At 71.9% G+C, this 19978-nt stretch carries 20 protein-coding genes; 8 read left to right on the forward strand and 12 right to left on the reverse strand.

The features are described 5' to 3' along the window. The first annotated feature begins 61 nt into the window (after window positions 1-61). A complete protein-coding gene (locus ABZ297_RS03385; RefSeq protein WP_355338649.1) occupies window positions 62-1771 on the forward strand; it encodes a beta-galactosidase family protein in 1710 nt (569 codons plus the stop codon). Between the two features lie 82 nt (window positions 1772-1853). Here the strand turns inward: ABZ297_RS03385 and ABZ297_RS03390 are convergent, their stop codons facing one another. The 3 genes from ABZ297_RS03390 to ABZ297_RS03400 form a co-directional block, all read right to left on the reverse strand. Further along, window positions 1854-3068 carry a Cmx/CmrA family chloramphenicol efflux MFS transporter gene (locus ABZ297_RS03390; RefSeq protein WP_355338652.1) on the reverse strand — a complete coding sequence of 405 codons (1215 nt, stop codon included), beginning with the start codon at window positions 3066-3068 and terminating at the stop codon, window positions 1854-1856. Between the two features lie 80 nt (window positions 3069-3148). Continuing rightward, window positions 3149-3721: a TetR/AcrR family transcriptional regulator gene (locus ABZ297_RS03395; RefSeq protein ID WP_355338655.1), complete on the reverse strand. Its 573-nt coding sequence runs from the start codon at window positions 3719-3721 to the stop codon at window positions 3149-3151. 126 nt (window positions 3722-3847) lie between these two features. Beyond that, a complete protein-coding gene (locus ABZ297_RS03400; protein ID WP_355338658.1) occupies window positions 3848-4270 on the reverse strand; it encodes a DUF6223 family protein in 423 nt (140 codons plus the stop codon). A gap of 219 nt (window positions 4271-4489) precedes the next feature. On the opposite strand from ABZ297_RS03400, the gene ABZ297_RS03405 reads away from it, so the two are divergent. The 3 genes from ABZ297_RS03405 (at window position 4490) to ABZ297_RS03415 (ending at window position 6992) form a co-directional block, all read left to right on the forward strand. Next, window positions 4490-5617, forward strand: a complete 1128-nt coding sequence (locus ABZ297_RS03405; protein WP_355338661.1) for a histidine kinase — start codon at window positions 4490-4492, stop codon at window positions 5615-5617. Next, the gene (locus ABZ297_RS03410) at window positions 5614-6336 is read left to right on the forward strand and encodes a response regulator transcription factor (RefSeq protein ID WP_355338663.1); all 723 of its coding nucleotides are present in this window, start codon (window positions 5614-5616) and stop codon (window positions 6334-6336) included. Before ABZ297_RS03405 ends, ABZ297_RS03410 begins: the two co-directional genes overlap by 4 nt. A gap of 128 nt (window positions 6337-6464) precedes the next feature. Then, on the forward strand, window positions 6465-6992 hold the full coding sequence (locus ABZ297_RS03415; RefSeq protein ID WP_355338666.1) for a DUF3995 domain-containing protein: 528 nt from the start codon (window positions 6465-6467) through the stop codon (window positions 6990-6992). Here the strand turns inward: ABZ297_RS03415 and ABZ297_RS03420 are convergent. From ABZ297_RS03420 to hypF, 4 genes are all read right to left on the reverse strand, one after another. After that, entirely contained in the window at window positions 6989-7393 is a 405-nt protein-coding gene (locus tag ABZ297_RS03420; protein WP_355338669.1) for a DUF1992 domain-containing protein, read from the reverse strand. The two genes, ABZ297_RS03415 and ABZ297_RS03420, sit on opposite strands and share 4 nt — an antisense overlap. 10 nt (window positions 7394-7403) lie before the next feature. Further along, the gene (gene folP / locus ABZ297_RS03425) at window positions 7404-8312 is read right to left on the reverse strand and encodes a dihydropteroate synthase (RefSeq protein WP_355338672.1); all 909 of its coding nucleotides are present in this window, start codon (window positions 8310-8312) and stop codon (window positions 7404-7406) included. A gap of 54 nt (window positions 8313-8366) precedes the next feature. Beyond that, window positions 8367-9293, reverse strand: coding sequence for a phosphotransferase (locus ABZ297_RS03430; protein WP_355338675.1), 927 nt, complete (start codon window positions 9291-9293; stop codon window positions 8367-8369). 131 nt (window positions 9294-9424) lie between these two features. Next, on the reverse strand, window positions 9425-11755 hold the full coding sequence (hypF, locus tag ABZ297_RS03435; protein ID WP_355338678.1) for a carbamoyltransferase HypF: 2331 nt from the start codon (window positions 11753-11755) through the stop codon (window positions 9425-9427). 159 nt (window positions 11756-11914) lie between these two features. On the opposite strand from hypF, the gene ABZ297_RS03440 reads away from it, so the two are divergent. After that, complete coding sequence (locus tag ABZ297_RS03440) at window positions 11915-13765, forward strand: cytochrome c oxidase assembly protein (protein ID WP_355338680.1); 1851 nt, start codon at window positions 11915-11917, stop codon at window positions 13763-13765. A gap of 10 nt (window positions 13766-13775) precedes the next feature. On the opposite strand, the gene ABZ297_RS03445 is transcribed toward ABZ297_RS03440, so the two are convergent. After that, window positions 13776-14303, reverse strand: coding sequence for a copper resistance protein CopC (locus ABZ297_RS03445; protein ID WP_355338683.1), 528 nt, complete (start codon window positions 14301-14303; stop codon window positions 13776-13778). Continuing rightward, window positions 14243-14890 (reverse strand): MFS transporter, encoded by a 648-nt coding sequence (locus ABZ297_RS03450; RefSeq protein WP_355338686.1) that lies wholly within the window; start codon window positions 14888-14890, stop codon window positions 14243-14245. The genes ABZ297_RS03445 and ABZ297_RS03450 overlap by 61 nt, the downstream gene beginning before the upstream one ends. A 60-nt stretch (window positions 14891-14950) precedes the next feature. Between ABZ297_RS03450 and ABZ297_RS03455 the strand changes: the two genes are divergently transcribed. Continuing rightward, a complete protein-coding gene (locus tag ABZ297_RS03455) occupies window positions 14951-15181 on the forward strand; it encodes a hypothetical protein (protein WP_355338689.1) in 231 nt (76 codons plus the stop codon). Window positions 15182-15190: 9 nt separating this feature from the next. Here the strand turns inward: ABZ297_RS03455 and ABZ297_RS03460 are convergent, their stop codons facing one another. Beyond that, window positions 15191-15928 carry a phosphatase PAP2 family protein gene (locus tag ABZ297_RS03460; protein ID WP_355338692.1) on the reverse strand — a complete coding sequence of 246 codons (738 nt, stop codon included), beginning with the start codon at window positions 15926-15928 and terminating at the stop codon, window positions 15191-15193. 170 nt (window positions 15929-16098) lie between these two features. Here ABZ297_RS03460 and ABZ297_RS03465 point away from each other — a divergent pair, with 170 nt between their 5' ends. Together ABZ297_RS03465 and ABZ297_RS03470 are read left to right on the forward strand one after the other, a co-directional pair. Then, window positions 16099-16581, forward strand: a complete 483-nt coding sequence (locus tag ABZ297_RS03465) for a cation:proton antiporter regulatory subunit (RefSeq protein WP_355338695.1) — start codon at window positions 16099-16101, stop codon at window positions 16579-16581. Between the two features lie 8 nt (window positions 16582-16589). Continuing rightward, entirely contained in the window at window positions 16590-17750 is a 1161-nt protein-coding gene (locus ABZ297_RS03470; RefSeq protein ID WP_355338697.1) for a cation:proton antiporter, read from the forward strand. 77 nt (window positions 17751-17827) lie between these two features. Here ABZ297_RS03470 and ABZ297_RS03475 read toward each other — a convergent pair whose 3' ends face one another. Both ABZ297_RS03475 and ABZ297_RS03480 read right to left on the reverse strand, forming a co-directional pair. After that, window positions 17828-18877: an NAD-dependent epimerase/dehydratase family protein gene (locus tag ABZ297_RS03475; RefSeq protein ID WP_355338700.1), complete on the reverse strand. Its 1050-nt coding sequence runs from the start codon at window positions 18875-18877 to the stop codon at window positions 17828-17830. Window positions 18878-19089: 212 nt separating this feature from the next. Beyond that, on the reverse strand, window positions 19090-19659 hold the full coding sequence (locus ABZ297_RS03480; protein WP_355338703.1) for a DUF4142 domain-containing protein: 570 nt from the start codon (window positions 19657-19659) through the stop codon (window positions 19090-19092). Window positions 19660-19978 lie beyond the last annotated feature (319 nt).

Below are 19978 nucleotides of genomic sequence, written 5' to 3' on the forward strand. Positions count from 1 at the left end.
GGCTCCCCTTCCGTAAATAGCAGCAGGCTAGCCGTACGTCATTTGGGAGGAAAAACCACCAATGAAGAACCTTTCGCTCGATGAGAGCGGATTCCGCCTCGGCGGCGCCCCCTTCCGCCTACTGTCCGGGGCGATGCACTACTTCCGGGTGCATCCCGCGCAGTGGTCGCAGCGGCTGGCGATGATCCGGGCGATGGGCTTGAACACGGTGGAAACCTATGTGCCGTGGAATCTGCACGAGCCGAGCCCGGGCCGGTACGAACGGCTCGACGAGCTCACCGCGTTCCTCGAAGAGGCGGCCCGGCAGGACCTGTATGCGATCGTCCGGCCAGGCCCGTACATCTGCGCGGAATGGGACAACGGCGGGCTGCCGTGGTGGCTGACCGGTCGGCTACGCACCAGCGACCCGGAGTTCCTGGAGCACGTCGACAGCTGGTTCGAGGTGCTGATTCCCCGCATCGCCGAGCAGCAGACCACTCAGGGCGGCAATGTGCTGATGGTCCAGGTGGAGAACGAGTACGGATCGTACGGGACTGACCAGGCCTACCTCGTGCATCTGACCGATCTGCTGCACGAATCGGGCATCGACGTGCCACTGTTCACCGCCGACGGGCCCGAGGACCACATGCTGACCGGTGGCACGCTGCCCGAGCTGCTGGCCACCGGCACGTTCGGCAGCGATCCGGAGACCGCCCTGGCGACACTGCGCAAGCACCGCCCGACCGGCCCGCAGGCCTGCATGGAGCTGTGGATCGGCTGGTTCGACCACTGGGGTGGGCCGCACAGCCCCCGGGACCCCGCCGACGCCGCCGACACGCTGGAGCGGTTGCTCGAAGCGGACGCGTCGGTCAACCTCTACATGGCACACGGCGGCACCAGCTTCGGCCTGTGGGCGGGCGCCAACCGCGACCCTGAGACCGGCCGCTACCAGCCGACCGTCACCTCCTACGACTACGACGCGCCGATCAGCGAGGACGGCCGGGCCACAGAGAAGTACTGGCGGTTCAGGGAAGTGCTCACCCGCTACCAGGACGCACCGGAGCCGCCATCCCCGCCGACCTTCCTCGCACCCGCCATCATCCCGGTATCCGGCAGCGTCTCACTTCGCGACGCGATCGATGTGCTGGCCGGGCCTGAGGTGACCGCCCCGATGCCGCCGACGTTCGAGCAGCTGGGGATCGGCCAGGGGCTGGCGCACTACCGGGTCGAGGTCCCGGGCCCGCGCGGCCCCTACCCGCTGGTCGTGGCGGGGCTACGGGACCGGGCACTGCTGTATGTGGACGGCACGCCGGCGGGCACGTTGGAGGACGGGCACGACCCGATCCAGGTGGCCGGGCCGGCCACGGTCGAGCTGGTCGTCTCCTCGCTGGGACGGGTCAACTACGGGCCGGCGTTGGGGGAGAGCAAGGGCATACTCGACGGGATCCGACACGAGCGGCAGTACCTGCACCAGGTGACCGCCCGGCCGGTGCCGCTGGATGACCTGGGTGCTCTGAAGTTCGGCCCGGCGGAAGCCGAGGGGCCGGGGTTCCACCGGGCCGTGCTGACCGTGGCCGAGCCCGCCGAGGCGTTCCTGGCCCTACCAGGCTGGGGCCACGGGATCGTCTGGGTGAACGGGTTCTGCCTCGGCCGCTACTGGTCCATCGGGCCTCAGCGCACGCTCTACCTACCCGGCCCGGTCCTCAGAACCGGCGACAACGAAGTCATCGTGCTGGAGCTGGAGTCGCCAGGCACCACTCTTGAACTACGCGACACGCCTGACCTCGGCTAGTCCAACAGCCCGAGCCCCGTTCCCGGCGGCGAGCCGTACGTGCTGCGCTTCCGCAGCGCCTCGGCCCGCATCGACGGAACCGTCACCCTGAGCCTGTGATGGTGCCGGACCCCACGCTCTCCAACCGCTCGTCGGCGCCGCCCGCGACGGCGGGACGGTTCAGGGCGGCCGCCAGCGCCACGGTGCCGAGCGCGACCACGCCGAGCCCCGCACCGATCCACGCCACGGACGGATAGCCGAAGCCCGCCCCGATCGCCAGCCCGCCGAGCCACGGGGCCACCGTGATGCCGACGTTGAAGGCCGACACGTTGGTCCCGGCGGCGAGCGTGGGCGCGGCGCCGGCGAGGGCGAACACGCGGGTGTTCAGCGCGGGGTTGACGGCGAAGCCGAACAGGCCCATCAGGAACACCAGCGGGAGGGCCAGCACGGGGACGCCCGCCAGCAGGGCCAGCGCGACCGAGACGAGCACGACACCCGCGACGCCGGCGTAGAGGGTGCCGAACGGGCGGGCGTCGGCGGTGCGCCCGCCGATGGTGATGCCGATGAGCGAGCCCACGCCGTACAGGGCCAGCACCGCGGGCACCCAGCCGGCCGCGAGGCCGGTGACGTCGGTGAGCAGCGGGGTGAGGTAGCTGAACGTGACCAGCACCGCCCCGATGGACGCCGCGGTCGTGCCGTACGCGAGCCAGAGCCGGGGGTTGGCCATGGCGCGCAGCTCGTCGCGCAGACGGGGGGCTTCCCCGGTGTCCGCCTGCCGACCGGGGATGGTCGCGAACACGCCCGCCATCGCGAGCGCCGACATCCCCGCCACCACCCAGAAGGCCGCCCGCCAGCCGAGGTGCTGCCCGATGAGCGTGCCCGCGGGGAGGCCGATGATGGTGGCCACGGTGAGCCCGCCGGCGACGACGCTCATCGCCCTGCCCCGCGCGTCAGGGCGGGCCAGGCCGAGCGCGGTGACCGTGGCGACCGCCCAGAATCCGGCGTACACGAACGCGCCGACGACCCTGGTGGCGAACAGCAGGCCGTAGCCGGGCGTGAGCGCCGCGGCCACGTGTGACAGGACGAAGATGGCGAGGAACACCAGCAACGTCGTCCGCCGTGGCCAGCGGGACGTGACGACGGCGAGCACGGGGGCGCCCACCAGCATGCCGATCGCGAACGCGGAGATCAACAGGCCCGCGTCGGGGATGGAGACGTCCAGGTCGGCGGCCAGTTCGGGGAGCAGCCCCGCCAGCATCAGTTCGGAGGTCCCCTGGGCGAAGATCGCCAGCCCCAGGATGTAGACGGCCAACGGCATCGACAGGTCTCCTCAGTTTTAGATCGATCAGTACAAAATTTGGGCGACGAAAGCGGGGACATGCGGGCGAGGAAGCGAGCCTAGAGAGCGGCGAGGGCGGTGGTGGCGATCTGTTCGAGGGTGGCAGGGGTGGCGCCGCCGCGCGCCGCCACCTGCATGCCGCCGATGACGGCGATGACGAACTCCGCCAGGGCCTCGGGGTCGCGGTCCGCGCCGATCTCACCGTCGCGCCTGGCCGACGTCAGGGCCGCGATGAGCGCGTCCTTGCGCTGGCCTAGGTTGCGGGCGAGCTGGTCGGCGATCTCAGGGTCGCGGGGGCCGAGCTCGACGGTCGCGTTGACCACCAGACAGCCGATCGGGTCTCCGGCCTCGGTGTCGATGACCCGCCACAGCAGGGCCCGGATCTTCTCCCGCACCGGAAGGGGGCCCTCCAGCAGGGCGATGATGGGCGCGGTGCGGTCGGACATGTAGCGGCGCAGCGCCTTCTCGAACAGGTCGTGCTTGCTCTTGAAGGTGTTGTAGATGCTGCTCCGGCCCAGGCCGGTCGCCTCGCACAGGTCCTGGGTCGAGGTGGCCTCGTAGCCCGCGTCCCAGAACGCGCGCATGGCCGCCTCGACCGCTCGGTCCTCGTCGAACATCCTCGGTCGTGCCACGCCAGACACCGTAACACGTTTTGGACTGATCGATGCAATACGGCTCGCCCCACCCGGCGGGCGGGGCGAGCCGGAGAGCTACGGCGCCCGATGAGCAGGCTGAGGCGTACGGGAAAGGTACGCCGGTCAGCCGGTGCGGCGGGAGCGGGCCAGAGCCAGCCCGCCGAGGACCATCGCGATCAGCCCCACCACCAGGGCCACATAGCCCCCGACTATTCCGTAGCCGGTGCCGGGACCACCCTCGGCGGCGGCCACAACCAGCCCGCCGATGACCGCGCCGGCCAACCCCGCGCCCAGGGCCACGACGGCCCCGTTTCTCCCGTTGCCGGTGCCGATACGACCGGCGGAGCGGGCCAGAGCCAGCCCGCCGATGACCACGCCGACCAGCCCCAGCAGCGCGGCCACCAAGGACCAGAGACGCCCGGCGGTCAAGGTGTAGGCACTGACGCCGGCCGACTGGACCAGGACGTCCGCGGCCGCCGGGGTGGCAAGCCCGAAACCTCCGAGCAGGGCGGCCGCGACGGCGGCAGGCAGGTGACGGACGGACATGAGGTGCTCCTTCTCGGCCAACGACTGGACGTCGCCTGATCATGTCCGCTGGACCCACCGCCGGTCGTCGTGCCGACGTGGGCAATTCGCGCTGCCGCCGATGGTGCACCCGGTTGCTGCGGATGCCGCAGAAGCCGTGAAAAGTACTGCGTCTGCGGTAGGCGGCCGATCATCCGGGCGCAGGAGTTGCCCGCGCGAACATCCCGCTAGGGTGCGCGCATGAGCACAGGACGGTTCGGTGTCCGGGCAGGTGTCAGAGACTGGGCGATCGCCGTCGGCGTGGCGGCGGCGCTGCTGGTCACCGGGCTGTCCGGGCAGCACTCCGACACCTACCTCGACCTGCTCGGCTATGCGCTGCTGGCGGCCGGCGGCCTGGGGCTGGCCGCGCGCCGCCGGGCTCCGGTTCCCGTCCTGGCCGTCACCGGGCTGTGCGCGGTGGGATACCAGGCGGCCGGTTTCGACGTGCCTGCCGTCGCGTACCTGTTCGCGGTGTACGCGGCCGTGCGGGCGGGGCACCGCACCATCACGGTGGCAGCGAGCGTGACCATGCTCGCCCTTCTCCCTCTCGCGGCCCTGGCCTCCGGCCTGCATGACACGGGCGAGGCGTTCGCGCAGGCCCGAGGCGCCCTCGAGCTGGCCTGGCTGATCGCGGCCGGCGCCGCGGGTGAAGCGCTGCGGCAGGCAGAGCGGCGGGCCGACGAAGCCGAGCGCACCCGGGAGGAGACCGCGCTGCGCCGCGCCGACGAGGAGCGGCTGCGCATCGCACGGGAGCTGCATGATTCGCTCACCCACCAGATCTCGATCATCAAGGTGCAGGCAGAGGTCGCCGTCCACGTGGCCCGCAAGCGGGGTGAACAGGTGCCGGAGGCCCTGCTGGCGATCCAGGAGGCCGGACGTGAGGCGACCAGGGAGCTGCGCGCGACCCTGGAGGCGCTGCGCGACGACGACACGACCCCGCCGCGTGGGCTCGACCACGTTGCGGAACTGGTGGAGCGGGCTCGGACGACCGGCCTGGACGCGACGCTGACGATCGAGGGACAACGACCTGACGTGCCGGCCGCGGTGGATCGGACCGTCTACCGGATCGTTCAGGAGTCCCTCACCAACATCGCTCGGCACGCCGCCGCCGCGACGGCGTCGGTCCGGATCGACTACCGTCCCGACGCCCTCGCGATACGCATCGATGACGACGGCGAGGCCACACCGGACACCGCCCCGGTGCCCGGCGTCGGGCTGCTCGGGATGCGCGAACGAGTCACCGCCCTCGGCGGTCACCTGCGGGCGGCGCCGCGCGGCGAGGGCGGCTTCAGCGTCCAGGCTGAACTTCCCGTGGACCGAACGTCATGATCCGTGTCCTGCTGGTCGACGACCAGCCGCTCATCCGCAGCGGATTCCGCGCACTCCTCGACCTCGAAGACGACATCGAGGTGGTGGCCGAGGCCGCCGACGGGGAGGAGGGCCTGGCTCTGGTCAGGGAGCACCTGCCCGACGTTGCGCTCATCGACATCCAGATGCCGGTCGTCGACGGCATCGAGGCGACTCGGCGCATCGCCGCGGACCCGGCCCTGGCCGGGGTGCACGTCGTCATCCTGACCAACTACGGCATGGACGAGTACGTCCTCAACGCGCTGCGCGCCGGCGCAGCCGGATTCCTCGTCAAGGACATCGTGCCGGAAGACTTCCTCCACGCCGTCCGCGTGGCCGCGCGCGGTGACGCCCTGCTCGCACCGTCGATCACCCGCAAGCTGATCAACCGGTACGTCGCCCAGCCGCTCCACACCGGCGTCGGCGCGGGGCTGAAAGAGCTGACCAACCGCGAACGTGAGGCCGTCGCCCTGGTCGCGCAGGGCCTGTCCAACGACCAGATCGCCGACCGCATGGCGATCAGCTCACTGACCGCAAAAACCCATATCAACCGGGCCATGACCAAGCTCCGGGCCCGTGACCGTGCCCAACTCGTGGTCCTCGCCTACGAATCCGGCCTGGTGGCCACACGCAAAGTCGTGTTCGACGACGACAACGGTGTTGCCCTCCCGCGACGATCGGCGCGGCATCTGGCGACCTGACGAGCCTGGTCAGGGCCGCGCCGTCCGGCCTGGACACGGCCGGAGCCATCACACGCCCGTGCGGCGAGTGCTCCGGTTCCCCCTCGTGGGGGAGGCGCTGCCCGTCGGCTGGCTGGAAGCCTGGGAGCATGCGCGCTGGAACCCGCACGGGATACGCGACCTGGGCCTGGGTCCTCTTTTTCATCGCCTTTCACGTCTACTGGTACCTGGGCGGACGCTTCGGCCATCCCAGCCCGCTGCCCGAGGTCTCCTTCGACGTCTTCGGGGTGGTGGTCACCGCGATGTTCGTCGTCGGCGCGGTGATCCCGCTGGCCGCCGTGCAGTCGTGGGGCCGCGTGATCCCCCACTGGCTGCTGGTCGCGGCCCTGTGGACGGGCTGCGCCGTCCTCACCCTGCGCGGCCTGGCAGGCATCCTGGACGACGTCCTCCGAACCACCGGCCTGGGGCCGGGCGGCCTCACCGGCCTGACCATCGAGCAGGTCACCGGCACGGCCCATCCCGGGCCCGACATCATCTGGTCCGGACGGGCCACCGACGCCTGTTTCACCCTCGGCGGCCTCCTCTTCGGCCTCACCGCCCGAGCCACCAGAGCCCCTGAGCCGCCCGAGGCACAAGAACGCCGGGCCTCCGGCAGGGCGGCGCACACCCGGCGCTAGCGGGCGTGCCGCTGTCTCCAGTCGGACACGATCTGCTCCACGTCATAGGGCATCAGGTTGAGCGGCGGCCCCTGCAGGCCCGTCCTGATCGCCTTGCGGATCCGCTCGTTGATCTCCGACACGATCTCCCGGGCCTCCGCCTCCGTCCGGGCGCCCAGGGCGGCGGCCAGCGCCTCCTCGGCGTCCTTGCGCAGCGCGAGCGTCGGCGGCAGCGGGAACGACAGGCCCTCCTCACGGAGCTTCTGCTTCACCCACCACATGTCGTCGTGCGGCTTGTCCAGGCCGGGGATCGGCTTGCCGGCGCCCGGCAGGTCGTCGAACTCGCCACGCTCCTCGGCTTCGCGGATCTGCCTGTCGATCCACGACTCGAAGTTCACACCAGGCGGCTTATGCTCCGTCATGGTGCTCCTCTCAAACCAGGTTGTGCTTTGGTGCGATGGGGTCGCGCCAGCCCAGCAGGGCTTCGGTCATGCGGACGGCCGCCACCGTGCTCGGCACGTCGTGCACCCGCAGGATCCGGGCGCCGAGCAGGATCGCCATCACGTTCGCCGCGATCGTGCCCTCGGTCCGCTCGCCCTGCGGACGGTCGAGGGTCTCGCCGATGAAGTCCTTGTTGGACAGGGCGACCAGGGTCGGGTAGCCGAGCGAGGTGATCTCGTCGAGCCGCCTGGTGAGCTCCAGCGAGTGGAAGGTGTTCTTGTTCAGGTCGTGGCCGGGGTCGATGATGATCCGGTCGGCCGCGATGCCGGACTTGAGCGCGAAGTCCACCCGTTCCCGCAGGAAGGCGGCGACCTCCGACACGACGTCCTGGTAGCACGGACGGAAGACGCGCCTTCCCGGCCCGCCGAGGCTGTGCGTGACCACCACGCCGACACCGGTCTCGGCCGCGACCTCAGCGAGGCCCGGCTCGCGCAGGCCGTTCGTGTCGTTGATCACGTCCGCGCCCGCCTCGATCGCCGCTCTCGCCACGTCCGGACGGTGTGTGTCGACGGAGATCACGGCGTCGGTGACGGCTCTGACCTCGGCGATCACCGGCGCCACCCGGTCGATCTCCTCGCCGACGCTGATACCGCTCTGTGCCGCGCTGAAGGCGAACCCGCCGATGTCCACCCAGTCGGCGCCGTCGGCCACGGCCCTGCGCGCCGCTTCCACGGCGCTGGCGAGCTGAAAGGTCCGCCCCTGGTCGTGGAAGGAGTTGGGAGTTCTGTTGACGATCGCCATGATCGCCACCTGGCGCTGGAAGTCGAATTCGCGCTGCCCGATGCGCCGAGTGGGCGACGCGAACTCGGGGAAGAAGATCGTGTTCGTGCCGTCGCTCACGGGCCCCGGTTCCTCTCGCTGAGAACGCCTGCCACGTTCGAGATTACAAGCACGTCAGAGTGCCCTCAGGACCGCCACCCACCGCTCGACGGACCCCATGATCACCGGCAGGACGCGCGCCGCCTCGGCGACCTGCCGCAGCGCCTCACCACGCCGCGCCGCCGGGGCGTCGCCGGCGAGGACCATGAGGTTGGCGGCGGGCCACTCCAGCATCCCGCGCAGCAACCCGGCGAACGCCGATAAGTCCAGCTCCCCCACGTTCCCGCCCCGCTCCGCGAACGCGCTCACCGCCGCGCCGAGCAGGACGGGATCGGGCTCGTCGTCCCCGAGGCTGGCGCACGCGAGCAGGAACGCGAAGTGCACCAGCTCCCACCACGGCACCTCAGGCCCGGCCTGGTCGAAGTCGATCAGCGTGGGTCCGTGGGGGGTGAGCAGGATGTTGCGGTGGTTGAGGTCGCGGTGGGAGAGCACGAAGGGAGAGCGCGACGCGGCGAGGGCTTCCTGGACGAGGGGCGTGCCGTCGGCGGCGGCCGACAGCAGCCGCGCCTTCTCCCGCCTCCCGACGCTCTCCGTCGACAGCCACTCCTCCCACTGCGCCAGCGGGTGAAGCGGATACCCGCGGCCCTGCCGGACGTCCACGGGAGGGGCCACGGCGGCCAGCGCGGCGACGGTCCCGCCGAGCCAGGCGGCCAGTTCCCGCCCAGCGGGCAGCTCCGCTCGTGGGCCGTCCGCCCACGCGCTCACCCGCAGGTACTCGGTCCCGCCGGGGGCGGGCGCCCAGAACCCCGCCGCCCCCTCACCCCCCTCGACAGGACGCGGCACGGCGATCCCCGCGGCGAGCGCGGCCCTCTCCAGGTCACCGGAGTGCCGCATCGCCTCCACTTCCCAGCGCTTGATCGCGTACTGCGCCTTGACCACCCACAACCCGGCCTCGGTACGTAACTTCCACGCGGAGGCCGAGCTGTAGCCGGAAAGTGGCACGGGTGCCGAACGAACCTCACCGAGGTCGAACATCTTCGCCACTAGTTCCGCATTTAACGCCACGCCCCAGTATCGGCCCCTCCCCGACGGCGCCTGCGGTGGGGCGGGTGAAGATGATCCCCAGGAGGCCGCTATCGCCCGGCTGCGAGGCGGTCCTGTGCGGCGGCGATCGCCGCCTGGCCGAGGCTGACGCCTCCGTCGTTGGGCGGGACCCGGACGTGGGTGAGGACGCGGAACCCGGCGACGGTCAGCCGTTCCACGGTCCGCTCCAGCAGCAGCAGGTTCTGGAAGACGCCCCCGGACAGCGCGGCCGTCGAGACGCCGGTGCTGTCGCGGAGCGCCTGGCAACAGCGCACGATGACGTCGGTCACGCCGTTGTGGAACCTGGCGGAGATCACGGACGGGTCGGTGCCCGCCCTCAGATCCTCCGCCGCCGCCCGCACCAGGTCGGACCCGGCGATCAGCATCGGGGATCCGGTCGAGATCGCGGCCGGGTAGCGGCCCGTTTCCGCGCGGTCGGCGAGCTGCTCCAGCTCGATCGCCGCCTGCCCCTCGTACGTGATCACGTCGCGGACGCCGATCAGCGCCGAGACGGCGTCGAACAGACGGCCCGCGCTGGACGTCAGCGGCGCGCCGAACCCGCTCCCGGCCAGCGTCACCACGTCGTGCCAGCGCCCCTCGTTGCGGTGAACCACGTCCAGACCGCCGTCGAACCCGGCGGACAGGCCGTCGGGACGGGCCGGGTCGGAGCAGGCGGACAGGTAGGCGGCGGCCATTCGCCACGGTTGCCTGATCGCGGTGGCGCCGCCCGGCATCGGGACCGGCGCGAGGTGGGCGACCCGCTCGAAGCCCGCCAGGTCCGCCAGGAGGAACTCGCCGCCCCAGAGGGTGCCGTCGGTGCCGTAGCCGAGGCCGTCGAAGGCCACTCCGATCACCGGGCCGGCCTCGCCGTTGTCGGCCAGGCAGGACGCGATGTGGGCGTGGTGGTGCTGGACGCCGACCAGTTCGACGTCCGGCAGGGTCAGGGCGTGCTTGGTGGAGAGGTACTCGGGGTGCAGGTCGTGGGCGACGATCTCGGGGCGCACGTCGAACAGCGCCGCGAAGTGGGCGACGCCCTCGGTGAAGGACCGCAGGGTCTCGTAGTTCTCCAGGTCCCCGATGTGGTGGGACAGGAACGCGTGGCGCGCCTTGGCCAGGCAGAACGTGTTCTTCAACTCGGCGCCGCAGGCGAGGATCTGCCGGGGCGCGTCCCAGGGCAGGACGATCGGGTCCGGTACGTATCCGCGTGAACGGCGCAACACCATCCCCTTGCCGCGGAAGGGGCGCACGACGGAGTCGTCCACGCGCGTGTGTATCGGGCGGTCGTGGGTGAGGAAGGCGTCGGCGATCCCGCCGAGCCGGTCGAAGGCGTCGGAGTCCGCGTACGCGATCGGCTCGTCGGAGACGTTGCCACTGGTCAGCACGATCGGCTCGGACGTCTCCGCGAGCAGCAGGTGGTGCAGCGGCGTGTACGGCAGCATCAGCCCGAGTTCGCGGGTGCCGGGCGCGACGGCCTGCGCCATGGCGGCCCCGGGGGCGCGTGGGAGCAGCACGATGGGCCGGGCCCGGTCCGTCAGCAGGGCGGCGGCGGTGGCGTCCACCTCGCAGAGCGCGCGGGCCTGGTCGAGGTCGGCCACCATGACGGCGAAGGGCTTGTCCTCGCGGTGCTTGCGCTCGCGCAGCGCCGCGGCGGCGCTGCGGTGCCCGGCCAGCACCGCCAGGTGGTACCCGCCGAGCCCCTTGACCGCCAGCACCCCACCCGCCCGCAACACCTCGACCGCGCCGCGAAGAGGGTCGTCTGCCGGCACAGGCGGCGAGGCCGGAACGGACGAGGGGGCCGGGGCGGCGGCGAGGCGGAGGTGGGGGCCGCAGGCCGGGCAGCACACCGGCTGGGCGTGGAAGCGGCGGTCGGCCGGGTCGTGGTACTCGGCCGCGCAGGCCGGGCACATCGCGAACCCCGCCATCGTCGTCAGCCGCCGGTCGTACGGGACCCCCCGGACGATCGTCAGTCTCGGGCCGCAGTTGACGCAGTTGACGAACGGGTAGCGGTAGCGCCGGTCGGCCGGGTCGGCGAGTTCCGCCAGGCAGTCGGCGCAGGTCGGGCTGTCGGGCGAGATCAGGGTGCGCCGCGGGCCGGTGGCGTCGCTGGGAGCGATCTGGAAGCCGTCGCCGCCGTCGGGCCTGGTCCGGGTGACGGTGATCCGGTCGATGGCGGCCAGCGGGGGCGCGTCGCGCTCCAGGGCCTGGAGGAACGCGCCGATCGCCCGCCGGCCACCTTCCAGCTCGACGAACACGCCGTTGAGGTCGTTGCCGACCCGTCCCGCGAGGCCCAGCCGAGTCGCCAGGCCGTACACGAAGGGCCGGAAACCGACGCCCTGCACGACGCCCTCGACCCGCACTTCCACCCGTACACGCCCCGTCATCTGCACAGTCTGCAACGGGCGGCCCTCGTGGTGAACCACCGCCGGTGTGTGGCGCGTACCTCTGCCCGAGTGCATGCCTGAGGTCCCGCAGCTGACCCCCGAACCCGACCGCCCGATCGCGCGTATCTCCCGTTACCGGTAGGCGACGAGGAGGCGGTCATGCCATCAACTGGACGCCGGACCTGGCTCTATGCGGGGTTCGTGTTCGCGGTGGGTGTCCTGGTGCTGGTGGCCGTGCTGCGGTTCGGGGGCGGCGGCCCCCGGCCGCAGCTCTCCGGCCTGCCCGACGCGGGACTCGTCACGGGCTGGGGGCTGCCGCTGGCGCGGTTCGCCTACGACGTGTGCGCGGTGGCCACGGTGGGGACGCTGCTGGCCGCCGTCGTCCTGTCACCGAGGGGGACGCCGGAGGCCGCGGCCTGCGTCAGGGCGGCGGGCAGGTGGGCGCTGGGCTGGGCCGCGGCCGCGGTCCTCACCTACCTGTTCACCCTGTCGGACGTCATCGGCGCTCCCCTCTCGGTGCTGTTCGAAGACCCGGTCGTCCTCGGCTTCGGCACCTCCCTCCCCCAGACCCAGGCCATGCTGGTGGTGCTGGCAGGTGCCGTCGTCGTGGCGCTCGGCACCCGCCTGCGGCTGAACGCCACGGGCAACGCGGCCCTGCTGGGCCTCGCCGCGTTCGGGACGCTCCCGCCCGCCTACGTCGGGCACGCCTCCTCGGCCGCCGACCACGACATCGCCGTGTCGGCCTTGCTGACGCACCTGCTGGCGGCCTCCGTGTGGGTCGGCGGGCTGGCGGCGGTGCTCGTCCACTTCCGCCGCTCGGACCGGCTGCCACTGGTGCTGCGGCGCTTCAGCACGGTCGCGCTGTGCTGCTTCGCGGCGGTCGCGGTCTCCGGCGTCGCCGGCGGCTGGGTGCGGCTGAGCGCCCTGCCGGAGCTGTGGGAGACCCGGTACGGGCTGCTGCTGCTCGCCAAGACGGTGGCGCTCGTCGCCCTGGGCGTGTTCGGCTGGCGGCATCGCCTCCGCACCGTCGCGGACGCCGCCGTGCGGCCGGTGCGGCGCACGTTCACGCTGCTCGCGGCGGGCGAGGCGGCCGTGATGGTGGCGGCCGTGGCGCTGGCGGTGGGGCTGTCGCGTACGCCGCCTCCACCGGGCAGCGGCGGCAGCCACAACCTGCTGGCGCTGGAGTACGACCTGGAACCGTTCTCCGCGAGCCGGCTGATCACCGAGTTCCGGCCGGACCCGCTGATCCTGCTGCTGCTCGCCCTCCCGGCCGTCGGCTACCTGGTGGGGCTGCGCCGGCTGGCCCGCGACCGGCTGCCGTGGCCGGCGGGACGCACGTTCTCCTGGTACGCGGGGCTGGCGGTGCTCGCGGTGGTCCTGGTCGGCGGCGTGGGCGGCTACGCGCGGGCCATGCTGTCGGTGCACGCGCTGCAGTACGCGGCTCTCACCGTGGTCGCGCCGCTGCTGCTGGCGTACGGGGCGCCGTTGACGCTCGCGGCGCGGACGACGTCCGCGAGGTCGCAGTACGGCCAGATCACCCTGCTGGGCAGCGCTCTGGCCCGCCGCCTCACCAGCCCGGCCGTCGCGCTGGCCGCGTACGCGCTGCCGCTCGTCCTCCTGTACGGGTCCGGCTGGCTGGAGCTGTCGGCGTCCAGCTACGCGGTGGACCGGCTCACCCAGGCGTTCTTCCTGGCCACCGGGCTGCTGTACTTCTGGGTGCTGGCCGGGGCCGACGCGCTGCCGAAGCCGATCTCCTGGACCGCCCGCGCCTGGCTGCTCGCCGCCGTGGCCGCGATCCAGCTCGGGCTCGGCGTGCTCATGGCGGTCGGCCCGGCGCTCGCGCACAGCTGGTTCTCGCTCGTCGCCCCGCCCGGAGTGGGGGACGTGCTGGCCGACCAGCGGCTGGCGGGCGCCGTGCACATGATCGTCTCCGCGACCGCTCTCGCCGCGCTCGCCGTCCGGCTGACCTGGTGGAAGCAGGCCGCACAGCAGCGCGTGGCGAGAGCGTGACGCGGGGCCACTACTCCTCTTCGGTACGGCTCCCGCGCCTGCCGAGCAGCCAGACGGCCACCGCGACCACCACGAGCGCCGCCCCGGCGGCCCACAGCCAGCCGGGAACCCCGTCGGCCCCCTCCTGCTGCTGCTGCTGCGCCGTCGGCGCCGCGGACGCGGGAGAGGCGGCGGAGCCACCCGTGACGGTGAAGGGAATCTCGCCCTCGATCGGGTGCCCGTCGGAGGACACCACCCGCCAGGCGATCACGTAGCCGCCCGGCGCGAGGGGCGAGGGCACCTCGGCCGTCACCTTGGGGCCCGTCGCCTGCGGCGGACCGATGCTGACGGGCTTGCCGGCCGCGTCGTGCAGGACGACCGCGGGGAAGCGGACCCTGGCGCTGTACTCCAGCTCGATCCTGTCGACGCGGGCGACTCGCGCGTCCTTGGCGGGGGAACTGCTCTTGAGACTGTCGTGGGCGAGCGCGGCGGGCGCGCTCAGCGAGAGGAACAGGCCGCAGCCGAGTGCCGCGACCAGGCTCCTGCGGATGAATGCCATGGCGAATACTCCAGACGAAGGGACAGGGCGACGCGCTGGGCGTCGTGACGCACACCCCGCCCCGCGGGCGGCCCGCGTCTGGGCATCGACTCGTCGAGCTCCGTGGTGGCCCGCGGCTCCGGCTCGTACGCGACGGGCGGCTGCCGCACCAGGACGGGCGGCGCCGCCGGAGCGGCGAGCAGCAGCCGGGGCGCGCCCCACAGCCGCAGCATGAGCCACGCGGCGCGCTCACCCCGGTGCAGCCACCACCCGCTCAGCCCCGCCAGCATCAGGTGGACCAGCGGCATCCCGAGCCCGGCGTGCGCGTGCGGAATCTCGGGAGGGGGCGCGGCCACGGCGAACGCCTGGTGCAGCACAGCCTGCGCGCAGACGGTCGCGCCCAGGACGACGCGGGCGCCGCGCTCGCGCCCGTTGAGCGCGTAGGCGAGCGCCGCCGCGCCCGCGGCGGAGGCCGCCATCAGGCCGAGGCCGACCGGCCCTCCCCCGGCGAAGGCATGGCCGGCCGCCGTGACCACGACGCACACCGTCGCGAAGACGATGGCTCGGGCCAGACGCGGCACCGGCTCCTCCAGGGACACAATCGCCATCTTTTCAGCTACGTCTTTCGGTGCTGTACGGGTTGTCCATCCCCTGCGTACGTTCAGGCTATGTGCGACCTGAACGCCGAAGAGACGCGTACCGTCGTCCAGTCCCTCAGCGAGCTCGACACGCTGACCGATGAGGTGCGAAAGCACTCGGCCGCCATCGAGAGCACGGCCTTCATGGACCATGAGGCCCTCGCCACCACCCTGGCGGAGCTGCGCGACCGCGCCGAGAGCGTCCGCGCCTGGGTCGCCGCCAAGCCGCAGCAGCACGCCGGGCACGGAGGGGAGCACTGACCTCCCGCGCTACAGCAGCCGGCGCGGGCGCCCGCGGGGCGGCTCGTCGGCGGCCTCGGGCTCGCCGTCCTCCCTGAGCGGGCTGGGCGGAGGCGGGCCGAGATCGCGACGCCAGGTCTCGAAGCCCGCGGTCGTGGCCGCGATCACCAGGACACCGAGCAGCACCCCGCCGACGACGTCGCTGACCCAGTGCACGCCGAGCGCGATGCGCGTGTACGCCACCGACAGCACGAGGAACCCGGCCACGCACCAGGCCAGCGCCCTGAGCCGGGGCCGTCCGCGCAGCACGGGCAGGATCAGCAGGACGAGCACGCCCGCGCCGAGCGTCGCGTTGAGCGCGTGGCCCGACGGGAACGCCTGGTCCGGCGCCACGGCGACGGGATCGGTGAAGTGGGGTCGCTCCCGCCCGACGAAGACCTTCAGCCAGGTCCCCAGGAAGCCGCCGACGATGATCGTGATGACCGCCCAGACGGCCGGCCGGGGCGCGCCCCGGTACACCAGCCAGGCCGCGCACAGCAGCACTGCCGCCCGCCACGACCACGGCCCGAGCACGTCGGTCCAGACCGCGAGCACCCCGGTCAGGCCCGGCTCGCGCCGGGCGTAGGCGTGCAACCCCGACGCCACGCCCTGGTCCAGCAGACGTAGCGGCTCGAACGCGGTCTCCACCAGCACGACGAGGACCGCGAACGCGACCAGGGACGCGACGGTGAGCCGCAGGCTGCCGCGCGTGGGCTTTCTCACGGTCATGGCGACCGCCTCGACCGGCGTGGGCGTCGCTCCGTCGTGGAGCGCAACCAGTCCACGATCATCGCTCCTCGCTACCCGGCGTACGGGTGATCACACGCTGACTGGGCGTTTTACGTAACCTTGGGTAGGGTTGGTGAAATTGCGGGACTCTCGTTGGGTGGGATAGCACGGTGGACGTCGAACAGACGGCACTGCCAGGAATCGGTCTGCGTCACGAGTTCACCACACGATCCGGTATGCGGGTCGGCGTCGTGTCGCATCGCACTGGCCGCCGAGATCTGGTGATCTACGACAGGAACGACCCCGATCGCGCCTGCGAGACCGTCAAGCTCAACGACGAAGAGGCCGACGCGCTGGCGGAGCTGCTCGGCGCTCCTCGCATCGTGCAGCGGCTCAACCAGCTGCACCAGCAGGTCGAGGGCCTGGTCAGCATGCAGTACCCGATCCCGCCGGGATCGCCGTTCGCGGGCAGGCCGATGGGCGACGCGCGGGTGCGGACCCGCACCAGCGCCTCCATCGTCGCCGCGGTGCGGTCCGGGCAGGTCTTCGCCAGCCCCGGGCCCGACTTCGTGTTCGCCGCGGGTGACGTCGTCGTAGTGGTCGGCAGCGCCGACAGCACCGCCGAGGTGGCCGACATCCTGGCAAACGGGTAGGGCCGCGGGTGCATCACACCGCAATACTGTTTCTCGAGTTCGGTGCCGTCCTGCTTGGCCTGGGCGTGCTCGGAGCGCTGGCGCTGAAGGTCGGCATCTCCCCCATTCCCCTCTACCTCGTCGCCGGGGTGGCGTTCGGCACCGGCGGCGTGCTCCCGCTGGCCACCAGCGAGGAGTTCATCAGCATCGGCGCGGAGATGGGCGTCGTCCTGCTGCTGCTCACGCTCGGCCTCGAATACAACGCCGACGAGCTGGTCACCAGCCTGAAAAGCAACGCCCGCGCCGGCCTCGTGGACCTGGTGCTCAACGCCGCCCCCGGAGCGATCTGCGCGCTGCTGCTCGGGTGGGGGCCCGTCGCCGCCGTCGCCATGGCGGGCGTCACCTACGCCACCTCGTCGGGCATCACCGCCAAGGTGCTGTCGGACCTGGGCTGGATCGGTAACCGCGAGACCCCGACCGTGCTGTCGCTGCTGGTCTTCGAGGACCTGACGATGGCGATCTACCTGCCGGTGCTGACCGCCATGCTGGCGGGCCTGAGTCTGCTGAGCGGCGCGATGACGGTGGCCATCGCGCTGGCCACCGTGAGCGTCGTGCTGCTCGTGGCCCTGCGTTTCGGACGCTTCATCGAGGCGTTCGTGGCCAGCCCGAACAACGAGGTGCTGCTGCTGAAAGTGGTCGGGCTCGCGCTCCTGGTCGCGGGGCTGGCGCAGCAGCTCCAGGTGTCGGCGGCGGTGGGCGCGTTCCTCGTCGGCATCGCGCTGTCGGGTCAGCTGGCGCACGACGCCCAGGCCCTGCTGGCGCCGCTGCGCGACCTGTTCGCCGCGGTGTTCTTCGTCTTCTTCGGGTTGCAGACCGATCCGAAGAAGATCCTCCCCGTGGCCGGGCTGGCCGCGCTGCTCGCCCTGGTCAGCATGGTCACCAAGCTGCTGACCGGCGCGTACGCGGCCAGACGCGCCGGCATCGCCAAGGCGGGTCAGGCGCGGGCGGGCATCGCGCTCATCCCGCGCGGTGAGTTCAACATCGTCATCGCCGGGCTGGCGGTCGCGGCGGGCGCCCACCCTGACCTGGGCCCGCTGGCCGCCGCGTACGTGCTCATCCTGGCGGCCTTCGGCCCACTGGCGGCCAAACTCGTACAGCCGCTGATCACAGCCATCGCCAAGAAGGCCTGACCACCTCTGATCACCGCCGAGGCGGCCCGACTGCCGCACGCGCTGGTCACCGGGCTCCCGACCAGTCATCGCGACCGCTAGGGACGGCCGACGACGCCGGTGGCAAGCTCGCGCAGACGGTCGGCGGCGCCGGTCTCCGGAGCGAGCGGCGGGGTGTCCATTCCGGCGCCGTCGTGGACGCCCTCGATCAGCTCCCGCACGGCCTCGCCCGCGCTGTGTCTGGGCGCCCAGCCCAGCACCTCCCTGGCCCGGTCCACCTTCATCAGCGGGATCTGCATGGCCAGCTCCAGCAGCCCAGGCGCGGCAGGCAGGAGCCGCATCCGCCAGCCCGCCGCCATCGCCGTCCTGGCCAGCCAGGACGAGACCGGCAGGGTGCGGACGCCCAGCAGGTCGGCCAGCATGGCCGGATCGAGCACCGGGTCGGCCGCCAGGTTGAAGGCCCCGCTGACAGGCCGGGTGACGGCCAGCCGGTACGCCTCACCGGCGTCGTCGGCGTGCAATGCCTGCAGCCGAAGCCGTGGAATGTCTGGAACGAACGGGATTCTCCCGGCCTTGACCAGCCTGCGTGGCAGGAACGGCCCGGCGAACAGCCGCCGCTGCTCGGTCGCGGCCTCCCGTTTGAAGATGAACGCGGGCCGCATCCGCACCACCCGGATGCCGGGGTGGTCGTGCTCGTACACGTCCAGGACCCGCTCGACGTACGCCTTCTCCCGCCCGTACGCGGCGCCGGGCCAGCCGTGCGTCGGCCACCTCTCGTCCACCGGCTGGTCCTTCGGCCCCGGCGAGTACGCGCCCACGGACGAGGCGTGCACCAGCACCGGCACCCCGCTCTCCGCCACAGCGCGGAACACCCGCATGCTGCCCAGCACGTTCGCCCGCCAGGTGACCCAGGGGTCACGGGTCGGCTGGAACAGCCACGCGAGATGGACGACCGCGTCGGCGCCTTCGAAGATCCGCACCAGGTCGTCGGTGACCACGTCGGCCCTGCGCCACTCGGTGCGGCCCGGATGCCAGCCGGGCAGCCTGCGGGCCACGCCGACGATCGAGGTCACGTTCGCGTCGGCCTCCAGCGCCCGGACCACGCTCGTCCCGACGTTGCCCGTCGCGCCCACCACAACGACTCTCATGGGCCCCCGCTGCCCCCTCGCCTAACCCGCGAAACCCCACATGACCCGCCCTGACCAGCATCTTTGGCTGATCAGAACGGGACGAGCCCGAAGACGGCGACGCCGCCTTCGGGCCATGCGCTCTGCCGGGCGAGCGGCAGCACGCCGGGCAGGTGGGCGAACCGCTCGTCCAGCGGCCGCTCGCCTCGATCGGCCAGCGACCGCGTCCGCGGTCACTGGCCGCCGGCCGCCTGCTTCAGCTTCTCCAGGTGCTTCTCGAGGGTGGGCATCGCCGTCTTGGCCAGTTCCTGCACCGCCGAGGACGCGCCGCCCTGCTGTTCCGTGGTGGTGTCCTTGATGGCCCCCTCGTGGGCCTTGATCATGGCGTCGATCCACGCCTGGTCGAACTTCTTCCCCGACTCCTCCTTCAGCGTCTTGGCCGCCTCCACCTGCACGTCGGTCGGGTCGTTGGGCAGCTGGACGCCCAGCTTCTCGGCGGCCTTCCTGACCGAGGCGTCGAACTTGGTGTGGTCCTTGACCAGCAGCTCGCCGAGCGCCTTGATGTGCTCGGTGGCGCCCTGGTCCTGGGCCAGCTTGCCTGCCGCGATCTCGGCCAGGTTGCCCTGGTGGATGGTCTTCATCCAGGTCTCGTCCTGCTCGGACGGCGCGGTCATGGTCGACTGCCCCTGCGTTTCGGGCGTCAGCCCGAGCGCGTTGGTGCTGGACCCGCCCCCACATCCGGCGACCGTGGAGACGGCCAGCGCGGCCAGGAGCAGAGTCGGGTACGAATAGCGAAGAGACATGAAGATCTCCGATGAGTTTCCGTGTGACAACGGTTAAACACATAGTGATACGAGATGAGCACGGAGAGTAATCTTTCGCCTCCGTCCGCGCGTCGCACCCGGCACGATCTGGCCGGTGACAGGGGGAGATGTTGGGGTTGCGGCCGGCGAGGTTGCCAGGGTCGTAGGCGCGCTTGACCGGCGCCAGTCGTTCGCCCATCGCGACTGGCAGGCGGGGTCGCCCCGACGTTCCGAGTGATCGCGTGTCCTTCCACGATCTCGCCGAGCCGGTCGGTTTACATGGAGAGACCGGAGCGGGGCCGCTTCTCCACATGGGTGG

The sequence above is a fragment of the Nonomuraea sp. NPDC005983 genome, assembly GCF_040614375.1.
Classification (GTDB): domain Bacteria; phylum Actinomycetota; class Actinomycetes; order Streptosporangiales; family Streptosporangiaceae; genus Nonomuraea.

Excerpts from the sequence above, each read along its gene's own strand:
- ABZ297_RS03385 (WP_355338649.1), top strand. The coding sequence starts at position 62 with ATGAAGAACCTTTCGCTCGATGAGAGCGGATTCCGCCTCGGCGGCGCC.
- ABZ297_RS03390 (WP_355338652.1), bottom strand. The coding sequence starts at position 3,068 with ATGCCGTTGGCCGTCTACATCCTGGGGCTGGCGATCTTCGCCCAGGGG.
- ABZ297_RS03400 (WP_355338658.1), bottom strand. The coding sequence starts at position 4,270 with ATGTCCGTCCGTCACCTGCCTGCCGCCGTCGCGGCCGCCCTGCTCGGA.
- ABZ297_RS03405 (WP_355338661.1), top strand. The coding sequence starts at position 4,490 with ATGAGCACAGGACGGTTCGGTGTCCGGGCAGGTGTCAGAGACTGGGCG.
- ABZ297_RS03410 (WP_355338663.1), top strand. The coding sequence starts at position 5,614 with ATGATCCGTGTCCTGCTGGTCGACGACCAGCCGCTCATCCGCAGCGGA.
- ABZ297_RS03415 (WP_355338666.1), top strand. The coding sequence starts at position 6,465 with ATGCGCGCTGGAACCCGCACGGGATACGCGACCTGGGCCTGGGTCCTC.
- ABZ297_RS03420 (WP_355338669.1), bottom strand. The coding sequence starts at position 7,393 with ATGACGGAGCATAAGCCGCCTGGTGTGAACTTCGAGTCGTGGATCGAC.
- hypF (WP_355338678.1), bottom strand. The coding sequence starts at position 11,755 with ATGACGGGGCGTGTACGGGTGGAAGTGCGGGTCGAGGGCGTCGTGCAG.
- ABZ297_RS03440 (WP_355338680.1), top strand. The coding sequence starts at position 11,915 with ATGCCATCAACTGGACGCCGGACCTGGCTCTATGCGGGGTTCGTGTTC.
- ABZ297_RS03445 (WP_355338683.1), bottom strand. The coding sequence starts at position 14,303 with ATGGCATTCATCCGCAGGAGCCTGGTCGCGGCACTCGGCTGCGGCCTG.
- ABZ297_RS03450 (WP_355338686.1), bottom strand. The coding sequence starts at position 14,890 with ATGGCGATTGTGTCCCTGGAGGAGCCGGTGCCGCGTCTGGCCCGAGCC.
- ABZ297_RS03455 (WP_355338689.1), top strand. The coding sequence starts at position 14,951 with ATGTGCGACCTGAACGCCGAAGAGACGCGTACCGTCGTCCAGTCCCTC.
- ABZ297_RS03460 (WP_355338692.1), bottom strand. The coding sequence starts at position 15,928 with ATGACCGTGAGAAAGCCCACGCGCGGCAGCCTGCGGCTCACCGTCGCG.
- ABZ297_RS03475 (WP_355338700.1), bottom strand. The coding sequence starts at position 18,877 with ATGAGAGTCGTTGTGGTGGGCGCGACGGGCAACGTCGGGACGAGCGTG.
- ABZ297_RS03480 (WP_355338703.1), bottom strand. The coding sequence starts at position 19,659 with ATGTCTCTTCGCTATTCGTACCCGACTCTGCTCCTGGCCGCGCTGGCC.